The 16,519-nt window shown below is 48.9% G+C and carries 18 protein-coding genes; all 18 read right to left on the bottom strand.

Features of this window, described 5'->3' with window-relative positions:
• Positions 1–24: 24 nt before the first annotated feature.
• The gene (gene ylqF, locus BBR47_RS18095; protein WP_015891884.1) at positions 25–918 is read right to left on the bottom strand and encodes a ribosome biogenesis GTPase YlqF; all 894 of its coding nucleotides are present in this window, start codon (positions 916–918) and stop codon (positions 25–27) included.
• Positions 919–946: 28 nt separating this feature from the next.
• Positions 947–1,510 (bottom strand): signal peptidase I, encoded by a 564-nt coding sequence (gene lepB, locus BBR47_RS18100; RefSeq protein WP_015891885.1) that lies wholly within the window; start codon positions 1,508–1,510, stop codon positions 947–949.
• Positions 1,511–1,645: 135 nt separating this feature from the next.
• Positions 1,646–1,993 carry a 50S ribosomal protein L19 gene (gene rplS, locus BBR47_RS18105; RefSeq protein ID WP_015891886.1) on the bottom strand — a complete coding sequence of 116 codons (348 nt, stop codon included), beginning with the start codon at positions 1,991–1,993 and terminating at the stop codon, positions 1,646–1,648.
• A 166-nt stretch (positions 1,994–2,159) separates the two neighbouring features.
• A complete protein-coding gene (gene trmD / locus BBR47_RS18110) occupies positions 2,160–2,891 on the bottom strand; it encodes a tRNA (guanosine(37)-N1)-methyltransferase TrmD (RefSeq protein WP_015891887.1) in 732 nt (243 codons plus the stop codon).
• A gap of 12 nt (positions 2,892–2,903) precedes the next feature.
• Positions 2,904–3,431: a ribosome maturation factor RimM gene (rimM, locus tag BBR47_RS18115; RefSeq protein WP_015891888.1), complete on the bottom strand. Its 528-nt coding sequence runs from the start codon at positions 3,429–3,431 to the stop codon at positions 2,904–2,906.
• Complete coding sequence (locus tag BBR47_RS18120) at positions 3,409–3,864, bottom strand: YlqD family protein (RefSeq protein ID WP_015891889.1); 456 nt, start codon at positions 3,862–3,864, stop codon at positions 3,409–3,411. Before BBR47_RS18120 ends, rimM begins: the two co-directional genes overlap by 23 nt.
• An 86-nt stretch (positions 3,865–3,950) precedes the next feature.
• On the bottom strand, positions 3,951–4,178 hold the full coding sequence (locus BBR47_RS18125; RefSeq protein ID WP_007719711.1) for a KH domain-containing protein: 228 nt from the start codon (positions 4,176–4,178) through the stop codon (positions 3,951–3,953).
• A gap of 23 nt (positions 4,179–4,201) precedes the next feature.
• Positions 4,202–4,474, bottom strand: coding sequence for a 30S ribosomal protein S16 (gene rpsP, locus BBR47_RS18130; protein WP_007719713.1), 273 nt, complete (start codon positions 4,472–4,474; stop codon positions 4,202–4,204).
• Between the two features lie 112 nt (positions 4,475–4,586).
• On the bottom strand, positions 4,587–5,999 hold the full coding sequence (gene ffh, locus BBR47_RS18135) for a signal recognition particle protein (RefSeq protein ID WP_015891890.1): 1,413 nt from the start codon (positions 5,997–5,999) through the stop codon (positions 4,587–4,589).
• A 10-nt stretch (positions 6,000–6,009) separates the two neighbouring features.
• Positions 6,010–6,348, bottom strand: coding sequence for a putative DNA-binding protein (locus tag BBR47_RS18140; protein ID WP_015891891.1), 339 nt, complete (start codon positions 6,346–6,348; stop codon positions 6,010–6,012).
• Between the two features lie 143 nt (positions 6,349–6,491).
• Positions 6,492–7,499: a signal recognition particle-docking protein FtsY gene (ftsY, locus tag BBR47_RS18145; RefSeq protein ID WP_015891892.1), complete on the bottom strand. Its 1,008-nt coding sequence runs from the start codon at positions 7,497–7,499 to the stop codon at positions 6,492–6,494.
• Between the two features lie 45 nt (positions 7,500–7,544).
• On the bottom strand, positions 7,545–11,117 hold the full coding sequence (smc, locus tag BBR47_RS18150) for a chromosome segregation protein SMC (RefSeq protein WP_015891893.1): 3,573 nt from the start codon (positions 11,115–11,117) through the stop codon (positions 7,545–7,547).
• A gap of 260 nt (positions 11,118–11,377) precedes the next feature.
• Positions 11,378–12,064, bottom strand: a complete 687-nt coding sequence (gene rnc, locus BBR47_RS18155; RefSeq protein ID WP_269446205.1) for a ribonuclease III — start codon at positions 12,062–12,064, stop codon at positions 11,378–11,380.
• Between the two features lie 54 nt (positions 12,065–12,118).
• A complete protein-coding gene (gene fabF / locus BBR47_RS18160) occupies positions 12,119–13,360 on the bottom strand; it encodes a beta-ketoacyl-ACP synthase II (RefSeq protein ID WP_015891895.1) in 1,242 nt (413 codons plus the stop codon).
• A 136-nt stretch (positions 13,361–13,496) separates the two neighbouring features.
• A complete protein-coding gene (gene acpP, locus BBR47_RS18165; protein WP_005834336.1) occupies positions 13,497–13,730 on the bottom strand; it encodes an acyl carrier protein in 234 nt (77 codons plus the stop codon).
• Positions 13,731–13,815: 85 nt separating this feature from the next.
• Positions 13,816–14,556, bottom strand: coding sequence for a 3-oxoacyl-[acyl-carrier-protein] reductase (gene fabG / locus BBR47_RS18170; RefSeq protein WP_015891896.1), 741 nt, complete (start codon positions 14,554–14,556; stop codon positions 13,816–13,818).
• Positions 14,550–15,500 carry an ACP S-malonyltransferase gene (gene fabD, locus BBR47_RS18175; protein WP_015891897.1) on the bottom strand — a complete coding sequence of 317 codons (951 nt, stop codon included), beginning with the start codon at positions 15,498–15,500 and terminating at the stop codon, positions 14,550–14,552. The genes fabG and fabD overlap by 7 nt, the downstream gene beginning before the upstream one ends.
• A gap of 2 nt (positions 15,501–15,502) precedes the next feature.
• Positions 15,503–16,519 (bottom strand): beta-ketoacyl-ACP synthase III, encoded by a 1,017-nt coding sequence (locus BBR47_RS18180; RefSeq protein ID WP_015891898.1) that lies wholly within the window; start codon positions 16,517–16,519, stop codon positions 15,503–15,505.

The following is a 16,519-nucleotide window of genomic DNA, read 5'->3' on the forward strand; positions in this document are numbered from 1 at the left end:
CAGGTTTTTGATGGCTGGAAAGTTTTATTCTGGAAAAGATACTGGCTTACCAATCGGTTCGTCCATTTCCCAGTCAATCGGGCGCTCGACAGAGACCGTTCCCAGCTTGCCGGAACGCAGCTCACGCAGGAAAATTTCCGCTGCCTTGTCGTAGTCGATATTTCCGCCAGAAACGAGGCATCCGCGCTTCTTCCCGATTTCTTCGAGCATTTCTACTCGATCCTCAGGCAATTCTTTTAGCTTGAAGCGTTCGATCAGGCGTTCCGGATAGTAGTGCATCATGTAGCTGATAACAAATAATGCTACCTCCGTAAAATCGATGAGCTCGTCTTTAATTGCCCCACTTGCCGCCAATCGCAGACCTACCATCTGATCTTCAAATTTCGGCCAAAGAATACCAGGCGTATCGAGAAGCTCCAGTGTATCGCCCATTTTCACCCATTGTTGCGCCTTGGTTACCGCCGGACGATCACCTGTTGCCGCTACTGAGCGCTTGGACAGGCGGTTAATGAGGGAAGACTTGCCGACATTGGGAATCCCCAAGATCATAATGCGAATGGCACGACCTTGCATCCCCCGCTCACTGCGCTTTGCCAGCATGTCAGCAGCTAGCTCCTTACACATTTCTGGCAGCTTGCTGACACCTTTTCCACTCAGGGCATCAATCGGCAATGTGCGAATGCCTTGCTTGCGAAAATAAGCGATCCACTCATCTGTTGCCCGTTCATCCGCCAAATCTGCTTTATTAAGTAATATCAAACGTGGTTTATCACTGACAATCTCGTCAATCATCGGATTGCGGCTGGAAAGCGGCAGACGTGCATCGAGAAGCTCGATGACTACATCAATTAATTTCAGCTTTTCCGTTACTTGACGACGTGCTTTAGCCATATGGCCAGGAAACCATTGGATCGTCATGATGTCTCACCTACCTTGAAGCTTTACGTTATCTTGTCAAGCGAATTCCCGCAACCGGCCAAAATGTAAATTCAGCTCTACCAACAACCGTACTGACGGCAACAGGACCGATGGCTCTGCTGTCATGACTGTTCAACCTGTTGTCGCCCATCACAAAGATATGGTCTGCTGGTATTTGGACCGGGGGAAAATCGTGGGTAAAGAACGGCTCTCCCTGCTGCTTCGCTTGTTCTTTTGATTGTGCAAGATACGGTTCCTCTACCACTTTGCCATTGACCAGCAGCTGGTCGTTTTTGACCTCTACTGTATCACCCTCAACAGCAATGACTCTTTTGATGTAATCTCGCTCCTTTTCCGCATGGAACACGATGATTTCACCAGGTGTCGGATCTTGCAAAAAATAAATAGCCTTGTTCACAACTAACTTTTCGCTGTTATGTAATGTACTTTCCATGGATTCGCCTTCTACAATAAACGGGGCGAACAAAAAGGTACGAATGAAAAACGCCAAGATTAAAGCGATCCCAAGTGCCTTTATCCATTCCCATAGTTCATTTTTCTTCTTATGACTGGAGGTAATTTCTTCGCTCATGACTTACGATCCTCCCATGAAAGCTCGTCCAACCTTAGCTGTAACATATGTCAAGATGAACTATTTTATTTCAAGATCGTTAAATGGAAAAAAGAGGCCTGGCAAGCAGGCCAGTCCTCTTTCTAAGCGTTACGCTTATCGACGAATTTCTTTAATACGAGCTGCTTTACCTACGCGATCGCGCAGATAGTACAGTTTCGCACGACGTACTTTACCATGACGCACGATTTCGATCTTGTCGATCTTAGGCGTGTGTACTGGGAATGTACGCTCAACACCTACGCCGTAAGAAATCTTACGAGCTGTAAATGTTTCGCTGATACCTGTACCGCGACGGCGAATGCATACGCCTTCGAACAGCTGGATACGCTCACGCTGACCCTCGATAACCTTAACGTGTACACGAACAGTGTCACCAGGTCGGAACGCAGGAATGTCCTGTTTCAATTGCGCTTTTTCCAGTTCACGGATAATTTGGTTCATTTGAATTTCCTCCTTCCGATAGACGTTCTTACTCGTCTAACCCGTAGGTCCAGCCGCTTTGGCTGCGTTACGAGTAGCGGACCGCCTTAGTCAGCGGGCAAAATTGCCACAAGAAATATATTAACACAGCGGGCACAAAACTACAAGACTCTTCTCCTATTGTTCCCTACTTTTTTTCCTGTTCCAATTCAGCCAATAGCTTTTTCATTTCATCTGTCAGCGCCAGCTTTTCTAACAAATCTGGACGCCGTGCTTTTGTTCGACGCAGTGATTCTTTTAACCGCCAGCTTTCAATATTGGCGTGATGCCCTGACAACAGTACATCTGGCACTTTCCAGCCGCGAAATTCTGCCGGTCTTGTGTAATGAGGGTACTCGAGCAGTCCTGTTGAAAAGGAATCCTCAACGGCTGATGTCTGGTTTCCCAACGCTCCTGGTTGCAAACGAACGACACTGTCAATGACGACCATCGCCGCAAGTTCTCCCCCAGTCAGAACGTAGTCACCAATCGAGATCTCATCCGTGACGAGATGCTCACGAATTCGCTCGTCGTACCCTTCATAATGACCGCAAATGAAGACAAGATGCTCCTCTTGCGCTAACTCTTCTGCCAACTTCTGATGATAAGGCACACCCTGTGGACACATCAAAATCACTCGCGGTTTTTTCTCTCCCGTCAAGCCTTCTACGGCCCGGAACAACGGCTCAGGCTTCAAGACCATTCCCCCGCCACCGCCATAAGGGGTGTCATCTACCGTACCGTGCTTGCTCTCGGAGAAATCACGAAAATTGGTGACATGAAAATCAACCAGTTCTTTTTCGCTTGCCTTTCCCAAAATGCTGCTGGACAAAACACCTGTAAACATTTCGGGAAAGAGCGTAAAAATATCGATCCGCATCTGAAGTTCCTCCTACAGCAAGCCTTCCATCAGATGGCAGACCACACGTTTGTTCGTGATGTCCACTTCCTTGATGCATTCATCGATATACGGCAACAAGATTTCTCCGCGTTTCCCCTTCACTACCCACACATCGTTTGCTCCTGGCTGCATGACATCCACGATTTTCCCCAGTTCTTCGCCCTCGTCGGTTACGACGACGCAGCCGACGAGCTGATGAATGTAGAACTCGTCCTCTTCTAATTCCATCAGCGCTTCCGCTGGAATCTTCAACTCTCCGCCCTTGTACTTTTCGATATCGTTAATATGCTCAAAGCCATGAAAGCTCACGATCTCAAAGTTTTTATGCGGGCGACGGGAAGCGATTTTCAATTTTAGCGGCTCACTGAGTGTCGGATGGAACAAGTACAGCTCATTTCCTTTGCGAAAGCGCTGATCTGGAAAGTCAGTCGTTGGTGTTACACGTACTTCACCACGCAGGCCATGCGTATTAACCAGTTTGCCTACCCCGTAAAAGCTATTTTGGCTCAACGTGTTCATTCCCCTTTTCTTTGATCCCATTTTTCGTTTGTAGCCGAATTTCATGTACCAGGCCATCTTTTATCATGATTTCCGTTCCGGACATCATTTCATCCCAGACATCGCCCTCTTGGATCGTGACAGGGCTTTGAACAGTCTGATAATCGATCTCGCTTCCCTCCGGGAGATTTTCTACCTGCTGGAGGGTATATGTCAGGTGATCTATCTTTTCCTTGCGTCGACGCTCTTCCTGCGCGATTTTTTCCTGCGCCAACGCATATGTATCCGCAGACTTTTTCTTCGCCTCGGTTAATAGCTTTTTCGATTGAAACTGCCACTGCTCCCACTCTTTACGCTGCAAACGAAGTCGTTGGCTATACTGATCAATGAGAGCAGCCCGTGATGCTTCCGTAATGATCAGTTTAACCTGTACCGTCCGAAATATAGTAAGCACCTTCGCCACTCCTTTCGGAAAAACCATCATGGTTTATGAGCATCTTGGATACTAGAAAAAAGACTGGGAAAGCTCCCAGCCTTTTCTCATACAATTTCAACCGTGACACGCTTGTCCGTTTCCACGGATGCGGCGATCACGACCGTGCGCAGGGCTTTCGCGATTCGACCTTGCTTGCCAATAATCTTCCCCATATCATCAGGGTGTACCGACAATTCAAAGACGAGAGTTCGCTCTTTGTCCACTGCGTTAACACGAACCTCATTCGGATGATCGACGAGAGCTTTAGCGATCGTTTCGACCAGCGCTTTCATCATCAAACCTCCAGATGACCGACTTACTTGCCGTATTTGGTTTCGTGCACTTTAGCCATAACGCCTTCTTTGGAGAGAAGGTTACGAACGGTATCAGTTGGAGCTGCACCATTCAGGATCCATTGTACCGCTTTGTCGGTATCAATTTTCACCACTGCCGGTTGAGCAACCGGATTGTAGTAACCGATTTCTTCAATGAAACGGCCATCGCGTGGGGAACGGGAGTCAGCTACTACTACACGGTAGAAAGGAGCTTTCTTGGAACCCATACGCTTCAGACGGATTTTTACTGCCATGTTGTGTCACCTCCTGTATTAATCAACGCGAGAAGAACATCTGCGTTGGTGCTACTATATCTGAACCATCGCGTCCAGCTGACAAGTCAGTGTCGCGAGAGATCATGCCTACTTACTTGAACGGTGGCTTGAAGTTAAAGGGTAAGTTCATCCCGCCCTGGTTGTTGCCTCCGCCTTTTCCCATGAAAGGTAATCCGAAGCCTTTTTTCTTCGACTTCTTGACCATCTTATCAGCAGCGCCTGAGAATTGCTTCATCATCTTTTTCATTTCCTCGAACTGCTTGAGGAATCGATTGACTTCTTGAATACTCGTTCCGCTTCCGCTTGCGATACGCTTGCGACGGCTGGCATTCAATAAATCAGGATTCGCGCGCTCTTGTTTGGTCATGGATTTGGCGATCGCTTCAACGCGGGCAATCTGCTTTTCATCCACGTTCATTTTGCCCTTCATCTTGTTCATTCCTGGCAGCATGCCGAGAATGTCTTCAAAAGGACCCAGGTTGCGAAGCTGCTGCATGGAATCCAAGAACATGTCGAAGGTAAACTCACCTTGACGCATTTGGCGTTCCATATCGCGTGCTTTGTCTTCATCCACGGATGCCTGTGCTTTTTCAATCAGGCTGAGTACGTCCCCCATACCCAAAATACGGGAAGCCATACGATCCGGATGGAACGGTTCGAGCGCATCTAGCTTTTCACCCATGGCCGCGAATTTAATCGGCTTGCCAGTGACAGCTTTGACGGATAGTGCCGCACCGCCTCGGGTATCACCGTCGAGCTTTGTGAGAACCACACCAGTCAGTTCGAGCTGGCTATTAAAGCTCTCTGCTACATTGACGGCATCTTGACCTGTCATCGCGTCCACGACGAGCAAAATCTCATCGGGCTTGGTTACCTCGCGAATCTGTTTCAACTCGTCCATCAGCGCTTCGTCAATATGCAGGCGACCTGCGGTATCGATGAGGACTACGTCGAGATGATTCGTCTTCGCGTGTTCAATCGCTTGGCGAGCGATTTCGACAGGACTGACTTGATCACCGAGAGTGAAGACGGGAACATTGAGTTGCTCCCCTAAAACCTGAAGCTGCTTGATCGCAGCAGGACGGTAAATGTCTCCCGCTACCAGAAGCGGCTTGCGGTTTTGCTTTTGCAAATACTTGGCCAGCTTACCGGTTGTGGTTGTTTTACCTGCCCCTTGCAGACCTGCCATCATGATGACGGTCGGCGGGCGGTGCGCCATCGTGAGCTGAGCGACGTTGCCACCCATCAGAGCGACCAGCTCTTCGTTCACGATCTTGATCACCATTTGACCAGGCGTCAGGCTTTTCATGACTTCCTGACCGACTGCGCGCTCCTTGACACGAGCAACGAAGTCTTTTACTACTTTAAAGTTAACGTCTGCTTCCAGCAGGGCCAGACGAACTTCACGCATCGCTTCATTCACGATGGTCTCGTCTATTTTCCCTCTGCCGCGCAGTTTGTCAAACGCGTTTTGCAGCCGATTGGCTAAGCTCTCAAACGCCATGCGAGCCCTCCTAATCCATCTCTGACAGTTGGTGGAGCAAAGTGTTCAGCTCGTCTCTTGTCTCGCTCTCCGAAAGCTCATTTACAAGTTCGTTCATGCGATTCAACACGTCCATGCGGTTTTCATGACGTTCAGCGAGGCGAAGCTTCTGATCATATTCAAACAGTTGCTTCTCTGCCCGCTTGATATGATCATAAACAGCTTGGCGGCTGACCTCATGCATCTCGGCAATTTCTCCGAGCGATAAATCGTCCAGATAATACAGCTCAAGATATTCTCGCTGCTTGCCCTTGAGTAGCGGCGCGTAAAAGTCAAACAAGAGATTGACTTGATTGGTCTTTTCTAACATGAAACCAATCCTTTGCTATGAGGTACTCGTTTCAAACTGTAAAGACTTTTTCTTTACAGCACGTAGATTATAGTACCTAATTCCACACCTAGTGTCAAGGTTTTTTATTGACATCATTTTTTTATCTTTGAAACACTATGTTTTTACGCATTTTCCTGCTCTTCTGTTTCATCTTTTTGAATCAATCCAGCGAATAACGCATGAACAAATTGCTCAGGATCAAACTGCTGCAAGTCATCCATTCTTTCACCCAACCCTACGTATTTCACCGGAATGTTCAGCTCGTTGCGAATCGCAATGACGATACCGCCCTTTGCTGTACCATCCAGCTTGGTCAGGACTAAACCTGTTACTCCAGCAGACTGACCAAACGTTTTCGCCTGCGAAAGCGCATTTTGCCCTGTGGTAGCGTCCAAAACTAGCAAAACCTCGTGCGGAGCTCCTGGCAATTCGCGTTGCAATACGCGATGTACCTTCGCCAGCTCTTCCATGAGATTGACTTTGTTTTGCAAGCGACCTGCGGTATCGCACAACAGCACATCGACCTGTCGGGATTTCGCTGCCTGAATCGCATCGTAGATCACGGCAGCCGGATCAGAGCCTTGTTGCTGCTTGATTACGTCAACTCCTACACGCTCTCCCCAAACCTCTAGCTGTTCAATCGCTGCTGCACGGAATGTGTCACCTGCTGCCAGCAGCACTTTTTTATCTTGCTGCTTGAACATATGCGCCATTTTACCGATTGTGGTTGTTTTCCCTACTCCATTGACCCCTACGAACAAAATGACGTTCAGACGACCGTCCTCTACGTTCAGAGCCGTATCCGCAGCATCATCATTTTTCAAAAGGGCAACCAGTTTTTCTGAGAGAATCGGCTGCAGGTCGATCGCATTCTCGATTTTTTGCTTGCGCACCTCTATCCGCAGGTCGTCTATGAGCTCCATTACGGTATTGACGCCCACATCGGATGTAATCAAAATTTCTTCTAATTCATCGAAAAAGTCATCGTCGATCTTTTTGTAGCGACGTACCAGATCCTCTACTTTTTCTACTAGCAGGTCTCTCGTTTTCGCCAAACCATCCGTAAACTTCTGGGTGACCTCTTCGGATTTTTGGACAATAGCATCACGAAGGCGCTTGAAAAAACTCATGTTCATCTTCCTTTGCGGGTAGTATCAATTGAATGGCAAATCCGTTTAAGAGGCTGATTCGATAAATTTGTCACTGTCCTCCAGTTTCACGGAGACGAGTTTGGACACGCCGCCCTCCTGCATCGTGATACCGTATAGCACGTCTGCGCTCTCCATTGTGCCTTTTCTGTGTGTGACGCAAATAAACTGCGTCTGGTTGCTGAAATGGTGCATATACTCGGCGAAACGATTAACGTTTGCCTCATCCAAAGCGGCTTCTACCTCATCCAATACACAGAATGGCACTGGCTTCACACGCAGGATGGCAAATAGCAAGGCCATCGCAGTCAAAGCACGTTCGCCCCCGGATAAGAGCGCAAGATTTTGCAGCTTCTTGCCAGGTGGCTGCGCCACGATATCGATGCCTGTCTCTAGCAGATTATCTGGATTGGAGAGCACAAGATCTGCGCGCCCTCCGCCAAACAGTTGGACAAACACGTCGCGGAACTGCTCCGAGATCGCATCAAATGTTTCTTTGAAGCGGCGGGACATCTCTGCGTCCATTTCTTGGATCACTTGATAGAGCATGTCTTTTGCTTCATTCAAATCAGCTTCCTGCGAGCTTAAGAACTGCTGACGCTCTGACAAGCGCTCATATTCCTCAATCGCACCAAGATTCACAGTGCCAAGTGCCCCAATCTGCTTTTTCAGACGATTGACCACTTGTGTCTCTTCCTGAATCTCGCCACGTGCCGGATATTTTTGCTTCGCCAGGTCGTAGCTCATTTCGTATTCTTCGGAGAGTTTATTCAACAGATGATCGAGCTCTACCTCGTTACGATTGACTTTTACTTCTTCCTGATGAAGCTTTTCCTCGAGCGATTTGACCTCGCGGCGGATTTCCTTGACCTGCTGTTCCACTTGCTCCTGTTTGTAAAAGAGAGTGGCCCGCTCACTTCGCCGCTCTTGAATCAAGCCAGCTACACGGTCTTTATCCTGACGCAATTCGCTAATGCGCTGATCCAGCTCAAGCCCGGACGATTCGTTCGTACGCTCCAGTTCATCAAGAGATGCCAAGTTCGCGTTTTGTTCTTCCCATTCGTGCTGCAATTGGGTTTTTTGCTCCAGCAAGCGTTCTGTTTGCTCCAAGCGTGATTGATACTCTTGCTTGACCTGCGCATTTAGCACTTTGAGACTTGTTATTTTTTGATTCATTTCTTCTTTGGATTCGAGCTGCTCTTGGCGTTTCGCCTCAGCTTCTGCGATCTGCTCACTGAGCTCTTTTTCCTCTTGCTCCATGGCAGTCAAAGAAGTTTGCAGCTGCTCTTGCTTTCGTTTAGCTTCTTCCATCTCGCGGCGATAGCTTTCAATATCTTGCTCAACTAGCTTTGCTCGCTCGCCCAAGGATCTGCCTTCCGATTCTTTTTGCTGCAAGAGCCCTTTTACTTCCTGTTCTTTCAGTCGCAAACTTTCGCCCTCTGTCCGCAGAGCTTCTTGCTCTTGCTGCATTTGCGCCAGTTCTTTCGTTAGCTGCTCCATAAGGGTAGTATGCCCAGAAATTGCCTGGTCGATTTCTACCAGCTGCGCTTCCAGCTCTTCTGATTGACGGTTGCGTCCAAGCAGGTTTGTGCTGTTCTTTTTCAAGGCACCCCCTGTCATGGAACCGCCAGCATTCACGATATCGCCTTCCAGCGTCACGACGCGGTAGCGGTAGCCAAGCGTACGGGCCACACGGTTTGCCTGCTCCAGCTTTTCCGTAATGATGACATTGCCCAATAAACTTTCGAGGATGGGTCGATACGCTTCCTCAAAGGTCACGAGCTCACTCGCGATTCCGACGACTCCACTCTCTTCCTCCAGCTGGCGCTTATCGCTTGCCTGCAAGGTGCGCGGACGGATGACATCGAGCGGTAGAAAGGTTGCCCTACCTGCATTATGCTGCTTCAAGTGAGCAATGGCTGCACGCCCAGATGCTTCGTTGTCCACGACGACGTTTTGCAGTGCGCCACCCAATGCGACTTCCATCGCTGTCTCGTATTGCTGTGGCACGACAACGAGCTCAGCGACTGCTCCATGGATCCCTTTGAAGCCCCGCTCGCGTGCTTTCAAAATTTCTTTTACCCCTTGCTGAAACCCTGCGAACTCCGACTGCATTTCTTTTAACAGGTCAAAACGGGACTTCGCTGCTTCCCGCTTTTGTTCCCAGTGGCGCAGCTCTCGACGGGCTGTTTCAAGGCGGGCTTGTCCTTCGCGCATGCCCTCGACTAGCTCTTTGTATCTAACGCCGGTTTCTTGAATGGTAGAAACGATCTTCTCCAGCTGATCCTGGAGTTGGCTCAACTGAGCTAGACGCTGCTCTTCTTCATCATCGAGCTGTTTTTTTCCAGACAATTGACGTTCGACTCTGGCCTCGCTTGTCTTGAGAAGCTGCTCTTGATGACGATTTTCGTTGCGCAGATTCGCCATTTCGTTGAGCTTTTCGAAGTAATCACTCTTCAAACGCTCCACGTCATCTGTCAGTGATTGCACCATGGAAAAAAATTGACCTTCTGCTTCTTGCAGTGAAGCGTGGGCTTCGGTCATGCGACGATCCGCTTCCTTGGCCCGCTCTTGTTCTTCTGCCAGTTCGGCCTCAAGACCGTGCTGCTTCTCAGTAATCCGATGCATCTGCTCCATCGTCTGCTGGCGATTGGCATTGAGATTACGCATACGCTCCCGCAATACCTCACGTTGTCCTTCGACTTTCTCGGTCTCTTCACTAACTGTCAAAAGCACTTGTTGCAGTTCTTCGATCGATTGGTCGATTTGGGTGACATGAAAACGCGCCTGCTCCAAATCAGCTTCTTGCTTGGATGCTTCGGTCGTTTGTCCGATTAACAGATGCTTGAGTTCCTCTACGCGTCCAGTGGCTGCTTCCCACTTCGTATGAGCTACTTCAATTTGCTGCACGTAAAGAGCTACTTCATGCTCAACCAGCTTGCGATGAAGCTCCTTGTACGTCTTGGCTGTTTCAGCTTGCTCTTGCAAAGGTCCGATTTGCTCCGTAATTTCACTGACGATATCGTGAATACGCACGAGATTTTGCTCGGTGTCATCGAGCTTTTTCTCCGCCTCGCGCTTGCGTGTTTTGTATTTGACGATTCCGGCTGCTTCTTCAAATATTCCGCGGCGATCCTCGGACTTGGTACTGAGAATTTCCTCAATTTTACCTTGGCCGATAATCGAATACGCTTCTTTCCCCAGCCCGGTATCCATGAACATCTCCATAATGTCTTTTAGACGGCAGGATCTGTTGTTTATGTAGTACTCACTATCACCAGAACGATACACTCTGCGGGTAACGGATACCTCCGAATATTCCACATCGAGCGAACGATCTGTATTGTCTAAGGTGAGTGTCACTTCTGCAAAATTCACTGGCTTGCGCTTGTCACTACCCGCGAAAATAATGTCTTCCATTTTCGCTCCACGCAACGACTTCGCGCTCTGTTCTCCCAGCACCCAGCGGATCGAATCAGAAACGTTACTTTTCCCACTTCCATTCGGTCCCACTACGGCTGTTACCCCTGGTACAAATTCCAATTCCGTGCGATCGGCAAAGGATTTGAATCCAGCCAGCTCCAGGCGTTTCAAATACATACGTACGGTCCTCCTTAAGAAACCATCCAAGACTGCCTGCCAAATGGACAGACTTACAAACATGCAAGGATCGGATGGTACCCGAAAAGAAGCCCCTGCATCGAACAGGAGCTACCTACTACGAGCCTACATGGTCATCTGTAGGTAAGTGTATCATAGATAGCGGTCATCTCGCAGTATTTTCCCTCTGTTTCCCACCGGAAAGAAAAAAGCTGCACCATCTTGTAGCAGATGATGCAGCCCTTCTCGCTGACGAGTGATTATTTATCCCCCAGCTTGACCAATGCTCGTGCAGCAGCTTGCTGTTCCGCTTCTTTTTTGGAGCGGCCAGAGCCGATGCCAAGCGAACGATTGTTCAATAGCACCTCAGATACGAACTCTCGATTATGAGCTGGTCCTTTTTCTTCTACAATTCGGTAATGGATGTCTCCCAGATTGTCTTGTTGAACAAATTCCTGCAACTGGCTCTTGAAGTCGGTTACCTGGGCAAACTCTCCTTTGTCAATGCGCGGGTAGACGTATTTTTCCATAAAGGAAAAGACTGCTTCCAACCCCTGATCCAAGTAAAGCGCACCTACAAACGCCTCAAAAACGTCCGCTAGCAAGGCTGGTCGCTGACGTCCACCTGTCAGCTCTTCCCCTTTTCCCAGCAATACGAGATCGCCAAAATTCAACAGTTCAGCAAACTTGACGAGAGAAGGCTCACAGACAATGGCTGCACGCAGCTTTGTCATTTCCCCTTCGCTCATCTTCGGAAAAGTTTTATACAAAAACTGGGAGACGGTCAACTCCAACACAGCATCCCCCAAAAACTCTAGCCGCTCATTGTCTGATATTCGTTTGCCGCGTTGCTCGTTCACGTAGGAAGAATGGGTGAATGCCTGCCGCAAAACACTTTCATCGCGAAAGCGAAAGCCTATCGTTTCTTGCAGCTGTGCAAAATTCATCACCCTCACCACCATTCCAGGAGACTGCCTACTTTTTCTATCAGTAGGGCTCATTTATGCTTCGTATCGCTTCAGGATTACCGTTGCGTTGTGACCGCCGAATCCAAATGTATTGGAAACAGCCACATTGACGGTCGCCTTACGCGCATGGTTCGGAACATAGTCCAGATCACATTCTGGATCCGGGTTTTCCAAGTTGATTGTTGGAGGCAGTATTTGATCACGTAGCGCATATGCCGTCGCGATTGCCTCGACGCCACCAGTAGCACCCAGCAAATGGCCTGTCATCGATTTGGTCGAGCTGACAGCCAATTTGTATGCGTGCTCGCCAAATACAGTCTTGATCGCTTGTGTTTCTGCGATATCTCCTTGGCCAGTAGAAGTACCATGTGCATTAATATATTGAACTTCTGTTGGGTCAACGCCAGCGTCTTTCAGTGCGCTTGCCATGCAACGCGCAGCTCCTTCGCCACCAGGAGATGGAGAAGTAATATGATGCGCATCTGCACTCATCCCGTAGCCAATGAGTTCCGCGATGATCGTTGCTCCACGTTTTTTCGCATGCTCGAGCTCTTCCAGAATCAGAACACCAGCACCTTCGCCCATTACAAAGCCATCGCGATCCTTATCAAACGGACGGCTTGCTTTTTGTGGCTCATCGTTTCTGGTGGACATCGCTTTCGCTGAGCAAAAGCCTGCAAATCCCATTGGACGCACGGTTGCTTCTGCTCCACCTGCGATCATGACATCTGCGTGATCGAACTGGATCAAACGCAGTGCTTCACCGATTGCGTTTGTACCTGTCGCACAAGCGGTAATCGCACTGGAGGTTGGTCCTTTTGCACCGTATTGAATGGATACTGCACCAGACGCCATGTTCGCAATTAGCATCGGAATAAAGAATGGACTCACACGACGTGGTCCTTTTTCCAACAAGACGGAATGCTGTTCTTCCCATGTAGTCAGACCACCGATTCCGGACCCGATGTATACACCCACTCGTTCCGCATTTTCTGGCGTGATCTCCAGTTTTGCATCTTCTACAGCCATTTTGGCAGCAGCTAATCCAAACTGAACGAATCGGTCTGTACGTCGGATTTCTTTCTTGTCCATATACTGCTCAGGATCGAAGTTTTTCACTTCGCCTGCAATTTGTGTTGGATAATCAGAAGCGTCAAAGGCAGCCACACGGTCAATGCCTGATTTTCCTTCCAGCAAGCTGTTCCAAAAAGTCTGTGCGTCATTCCCTACTGGAGAAACGACACCAACGCCAGTAATCACCACTCTGCGTTTCATTGCAATCACCTCTATATGAAAGTCAGCAGTCAGCTTCTAACATTCACTGCATGCAAAACGTGTATTTATTTGGATTATGTACAGGTGACTATTGAAGGAGAAGTCCCGTATGGTACGGGACTTCCAACAGATCAACCTACTTGTGAGATTCTATGTATTTAACAACCTCACCAACAGAAGTGATCTTTTCAGCATCTTCGTCGGAAATCTCTAAATCAAACTCATCTTCGAGTTCCATTACGAGTTCAACCACATCCAGGGAGTCAGCGCCCAGGTCTTCTTTGAAAGAAGCTTCCAAAGTAATTTTGGACTCATCTACACCCAGACGATCGACGATGATTTTCTTTACACGCTCCAAAGTATCTGCCATCTTGCTTCACCCCCTCTCCCGTATTATAGTGGATGAGCTTTCAAAAAACCAGTTCTCGTAAAAACGCTCGTTTGAGGTTTTCTTCCTACATGTACATTCCGCCGTCTACGTGCAGGGTCTGCCCTGTCATGTAGTTGGCTGCGTCGGATGCCAGGAACAGCACGACAGATGCGATATCATCTGTTTGTCCCAAACGGGCAAGCGGAATTTGGCTTGTGAGCCCTGCTTTGACATCTTCCGGCAATACAGCAGTCATTTCTGTATCGATAAATCCTGGCGCAACAGCATTCACCGTAATATTACGGCTAGCCAGCTCACGAGCAGCCGTCTTCGTCAAGCCGATAACCCCAGCTTTTGCCGCCACGTAGTTTGCTTGTCCTGCGTTCCCCAAAACACCTACCACAGAAGTGATGTTGATGATTTTGCCTGAACGCTGCTTCATCATCGGGCGAGTCGCTGCTTTTACGCAGTTGAATACACCCTTCAGATTCGTCGCAATCACATCATCCCACTCGTCTTCTTTCATACGCATGATCAGGTTGTCGCGAGTAATTCCCGCATTGTTCACGAGAATATCGATCACACCAAAATGTTCCAAAGCTGCTTTGAACATCTCGTTGACATCTTCTGTAGAAGAAACGTTCGCGCGAATCATAATGGCATCGCGGCCCATTTCTTTAATAAGGGCAACAGTTTCACTCGCTGCCGCTTCACTACCTGCGTAATTGACAACTACATTCGCGCCAGCTTCTGCCAGCTTCAATGCAATCGCACGCCCGATACCACGGGAAGCCCCTGTGACCAGTGCTGTTTTTCCAGTTAACATAGTACCCCTCCGTTCAAAAGCTCAGTAAGTGAATCCATGTCCTGCACAGAGATAATCGTCGTATCCGCTGGTGCGATTTTCTTGATTAAACCGGCCAAAACTTTTCCTGGACCGATTTCTACAAAAGTGGTCACACCTGCTTCGACCATCCATTGTACAGAATCCTCCCACAAAACTGGAGCGGAAACTTGTTGAACCAATTGATCTACAATGATTGTAGCCTCAGATACTGGCCTAGCTGTTACGTTTGCCACGACAGGCACTGCCGCTTCTTGTACCGTAACGCCAGCCAAAACAGCTTGCAGTTTATCTGCTGCCGGCTGCATCAAGCTCGAGTGGAACGGCCCGCTTACATTCAATGGAAGGACACGCTTTGCGCCAGCTTCCTTCGCTTTTTCACCGGCCAGCTTCACACCTTCAGCTGAACCAGAGATGACAATTTGGCCTGGGCAGTTCATGTTCGCTAATTGAACAGGATGTCCAGATGCCGTTACTTCTTCGCAAACCGCATGCAGTGCTGCGCGATCCATGTTCAAGACAGCAGCCATCGCACCTTGTCCCGCTGGCACTGCCTCTTCCATGAACTGACCACGAGCTCGCACAGTTTTGACTGCATCTGCAAAGGACAAGGCCCCAGCTGCAACCAAAGCGGAATACTCACCCAAGCTGTGACCTGCGACGAACGCAGGTTTATAGTCAGGCAACTTTTCGTTCAATGCTGCCATAACAGCGATGCTTGCTGTCAAAATAGCTGGCTGTGTGTTTGCGGTCAGCTTCAATTCCTCTTCTGGTCCTGCAAAACACAGTCCCGACAAGGAAAAGCCGAGCGCTTCATCAGCCTGCTCAAATATGTGACGGGCCGCTTCCGATTGTTCGGAGAGCGCTTGCCCCATTCCTACAAATTGTGAACCTTGCCCTGGAAAAACAAAGGCTACCTTTCCCATTCCTACTTGCTCCCTTCTGCCGGGGTTGTGCACCACTTCAAGAGCGTCGCTCCCCAAGTCAAGCCGCCACCAAACCCAACCAGAATCAGGTTATCGCCTTCTTTTACGCGACCAGCCTTTACTGCTTCATCCAGTGCTACAGGAATAGAAGCAGAGGACATGTTTCCATAGCGATCTAGATTGATCGCAACTTTATCCTCAGACAGACCAAAACGCTGTACAGCAGAGTCGATAATGCGTTTGTTTGCCTGATGCGGCACTAACAGGTCGATCTCATCCTTCGATACGCCCGCTTTGGACAAGACAGCCTCTGTTGCAGAATTCATCACGCGAACGGCGAATTTGAAAACTTCTCCGCCTGCCATGTAGAGATAATGCAGTCCTTGCTCCACAGACTCAACAGATGCAGGCGTTCTGGAGCCACCTGCCGGCATGCACAAGAGTGAACCGCCTGATCCATCTGCGCCGAGCTCAAAGGACTGGAAGCCGTAGCCCTCGGTAACTTCACCGATAACAGCCGCACCCGCGCCGTCTCCAAACAACACACATGTATTTCGATCTTTGTAATTCGTAATTTTGGACAAGGTCTCAACGCCTACGACCAACACTTTTTTATACAAACCGTTTTGGATGAACTGAGTCGCTGTCGTAATTCCGTACAAAAAGCCTGTGCAAGCCGCGGAAAGATCCATTGCAGCGGCGCGTGTAGCACCCAGTTTTTCTTGCAACAAGCAAGCAGTAGACGGGAACGACATGTCAGGTGTTACGGTAGCGACAATGATCATATCCAGCTGTTCCGCACTGATGTTTGCTTTTTCGAGAGCAGCTTTGGCAGCCTCGTAAGCCAAGTCGGAAGAAGCTTGCTCCGGTGAGCTAATGCGGCGTTCTCTGATTCCAGTACGGGAAACAATCCACTCATCAGAGGTTTCCACCATTTTCTCCAGATCAAAGTTCGTCAATACCCGCTCCGGTGTATAAGAGCCTGTAGACAAAATCCCTACTGAACGCTTTGCACTCAT

The organism is Brevibacillus brevis NBRC 100599 (assembly GCF_000010165.1).
Taxonomy (GTDB): domain Bacteria; phylum Bacillota; class Bacilli; order Brevibacillales; family Brevibacillaceae; genus Brevibacillus; species Brevibacillus brevis_D.

Bases quoted from the DNA above. Each gene is read 5' to 3' on its own strand.
- BBR47_RS18125 (WP_007719711.1), bottom strand. From the start codon at position 4,178: ATGAAAGCGCTGGTCGAAACGATCGCTAAAGCTCTCGTCGATCATCCG.
- fabF (WP_015891895.1), bottom strand. From the start codon at position 13,360: ATGAAACGCAGAGTGGTGATTACTGGCGTTGGTGTCGTTTCTCCAGTA.
- trmD (WP_015891887.1), bottom strand. From the start codon at position 2,891: ATGCGGATCGATATTTTTACGCTCTTTCCCGAAATGTTTACAGGTGTT.
- ffh (WP_015891890.1), bottom strand. From the start codon at position 5,999: ATGGCGTTTGAGAGCTTAGCCAATCGGCTGCAAAACGCGTTTGACAAA.
- rpsP (WP_007719713.1), bottom strand. From the start codon at position 4,474: ATGGCAGTAAAAATCCGTCTGAAGCGTATGGGTTCCAAGAAAGCTCCT.
- smc (WP_015891893.1), bottom strand. From the start codon at position 11,117: ATGTATTTGAAACGCCTGGAGCTGGCTGGATTCAAATCCTTTGCCGAT.
- acpP (WP_005834336.1), bottom strand. From the start codon at position 13,730: ATGGCAGATACTTTGGAGCGTGTAAAGAAAATCATCGTCGATCGTCTG.
- rimM (WP_015891888.1), bottom strand. From the start codon at position 3,431: ATGAACACGTTGAGCCAAAATAGCTTTTACGGGGTAGGCAAACTGGTT.
- ylqF (WP_015891884.1), bottom strand. From the start codon at position 918: ATGACGATCCAATGGTTTCCTGGCCATATGGCTAAAGCACGTCGTCAA.
- lepB (WP_015891885.1), bottom strand. From the start codon at position 1,510: ATGAGCGAAGAAATTACCTCCAGTCATAAGAAGAAAAATGAACTATGG.
- ftsY (WP_015891892.1), bottom strand. From the start codon at position 7,499: ATGAGTTTTTTCAAGCGCCTTCGTGATGCTATTGTCCAAAAATCCGAA.
- BBR47_RS18180 (WP_015891898.1), bottom strand. From the start codon at position 16,519: ATGAGTGCAAAGCGTTCAGTAGGGATTTTGTCTACAGGCTCTTATACA.
- BBR47_RS18140 (WP_015891891.1), bottom strand. From the start codon at position 6,348: ATGTTAGAAAAGACCAATCAAGTCAATCTCTTGTTTGACTTTTACGCG.
- fabG (WP_015891896.1), bottom strand. From the start codon at position 14,556: ATGTTAACTGGAAAAACAGCACTGGTCACAGGGGCTTCCCGTGGTATC.
- rnc (WP_269446205.1), bottom strand. From the start codon at position 12,064: ATGAATTTTGCACAGCTGCAAGAAACGATAGGCTTTCGCTTTCGCGAT.
- fabD (WP_015891897.1), bottom strand. From the start codon at position 15,500: ATGGGAAAGGTAGCCTTTGTTTTTCCAGGGCAAGGTTCACAATTTGTA.
- rplS (WP_015891886.1), bottom strand. From the start codon at position 1,993: ATGAACCAAATTATCCGTGAACTGGAAAAAGCGCAATTGAAACAGGAC.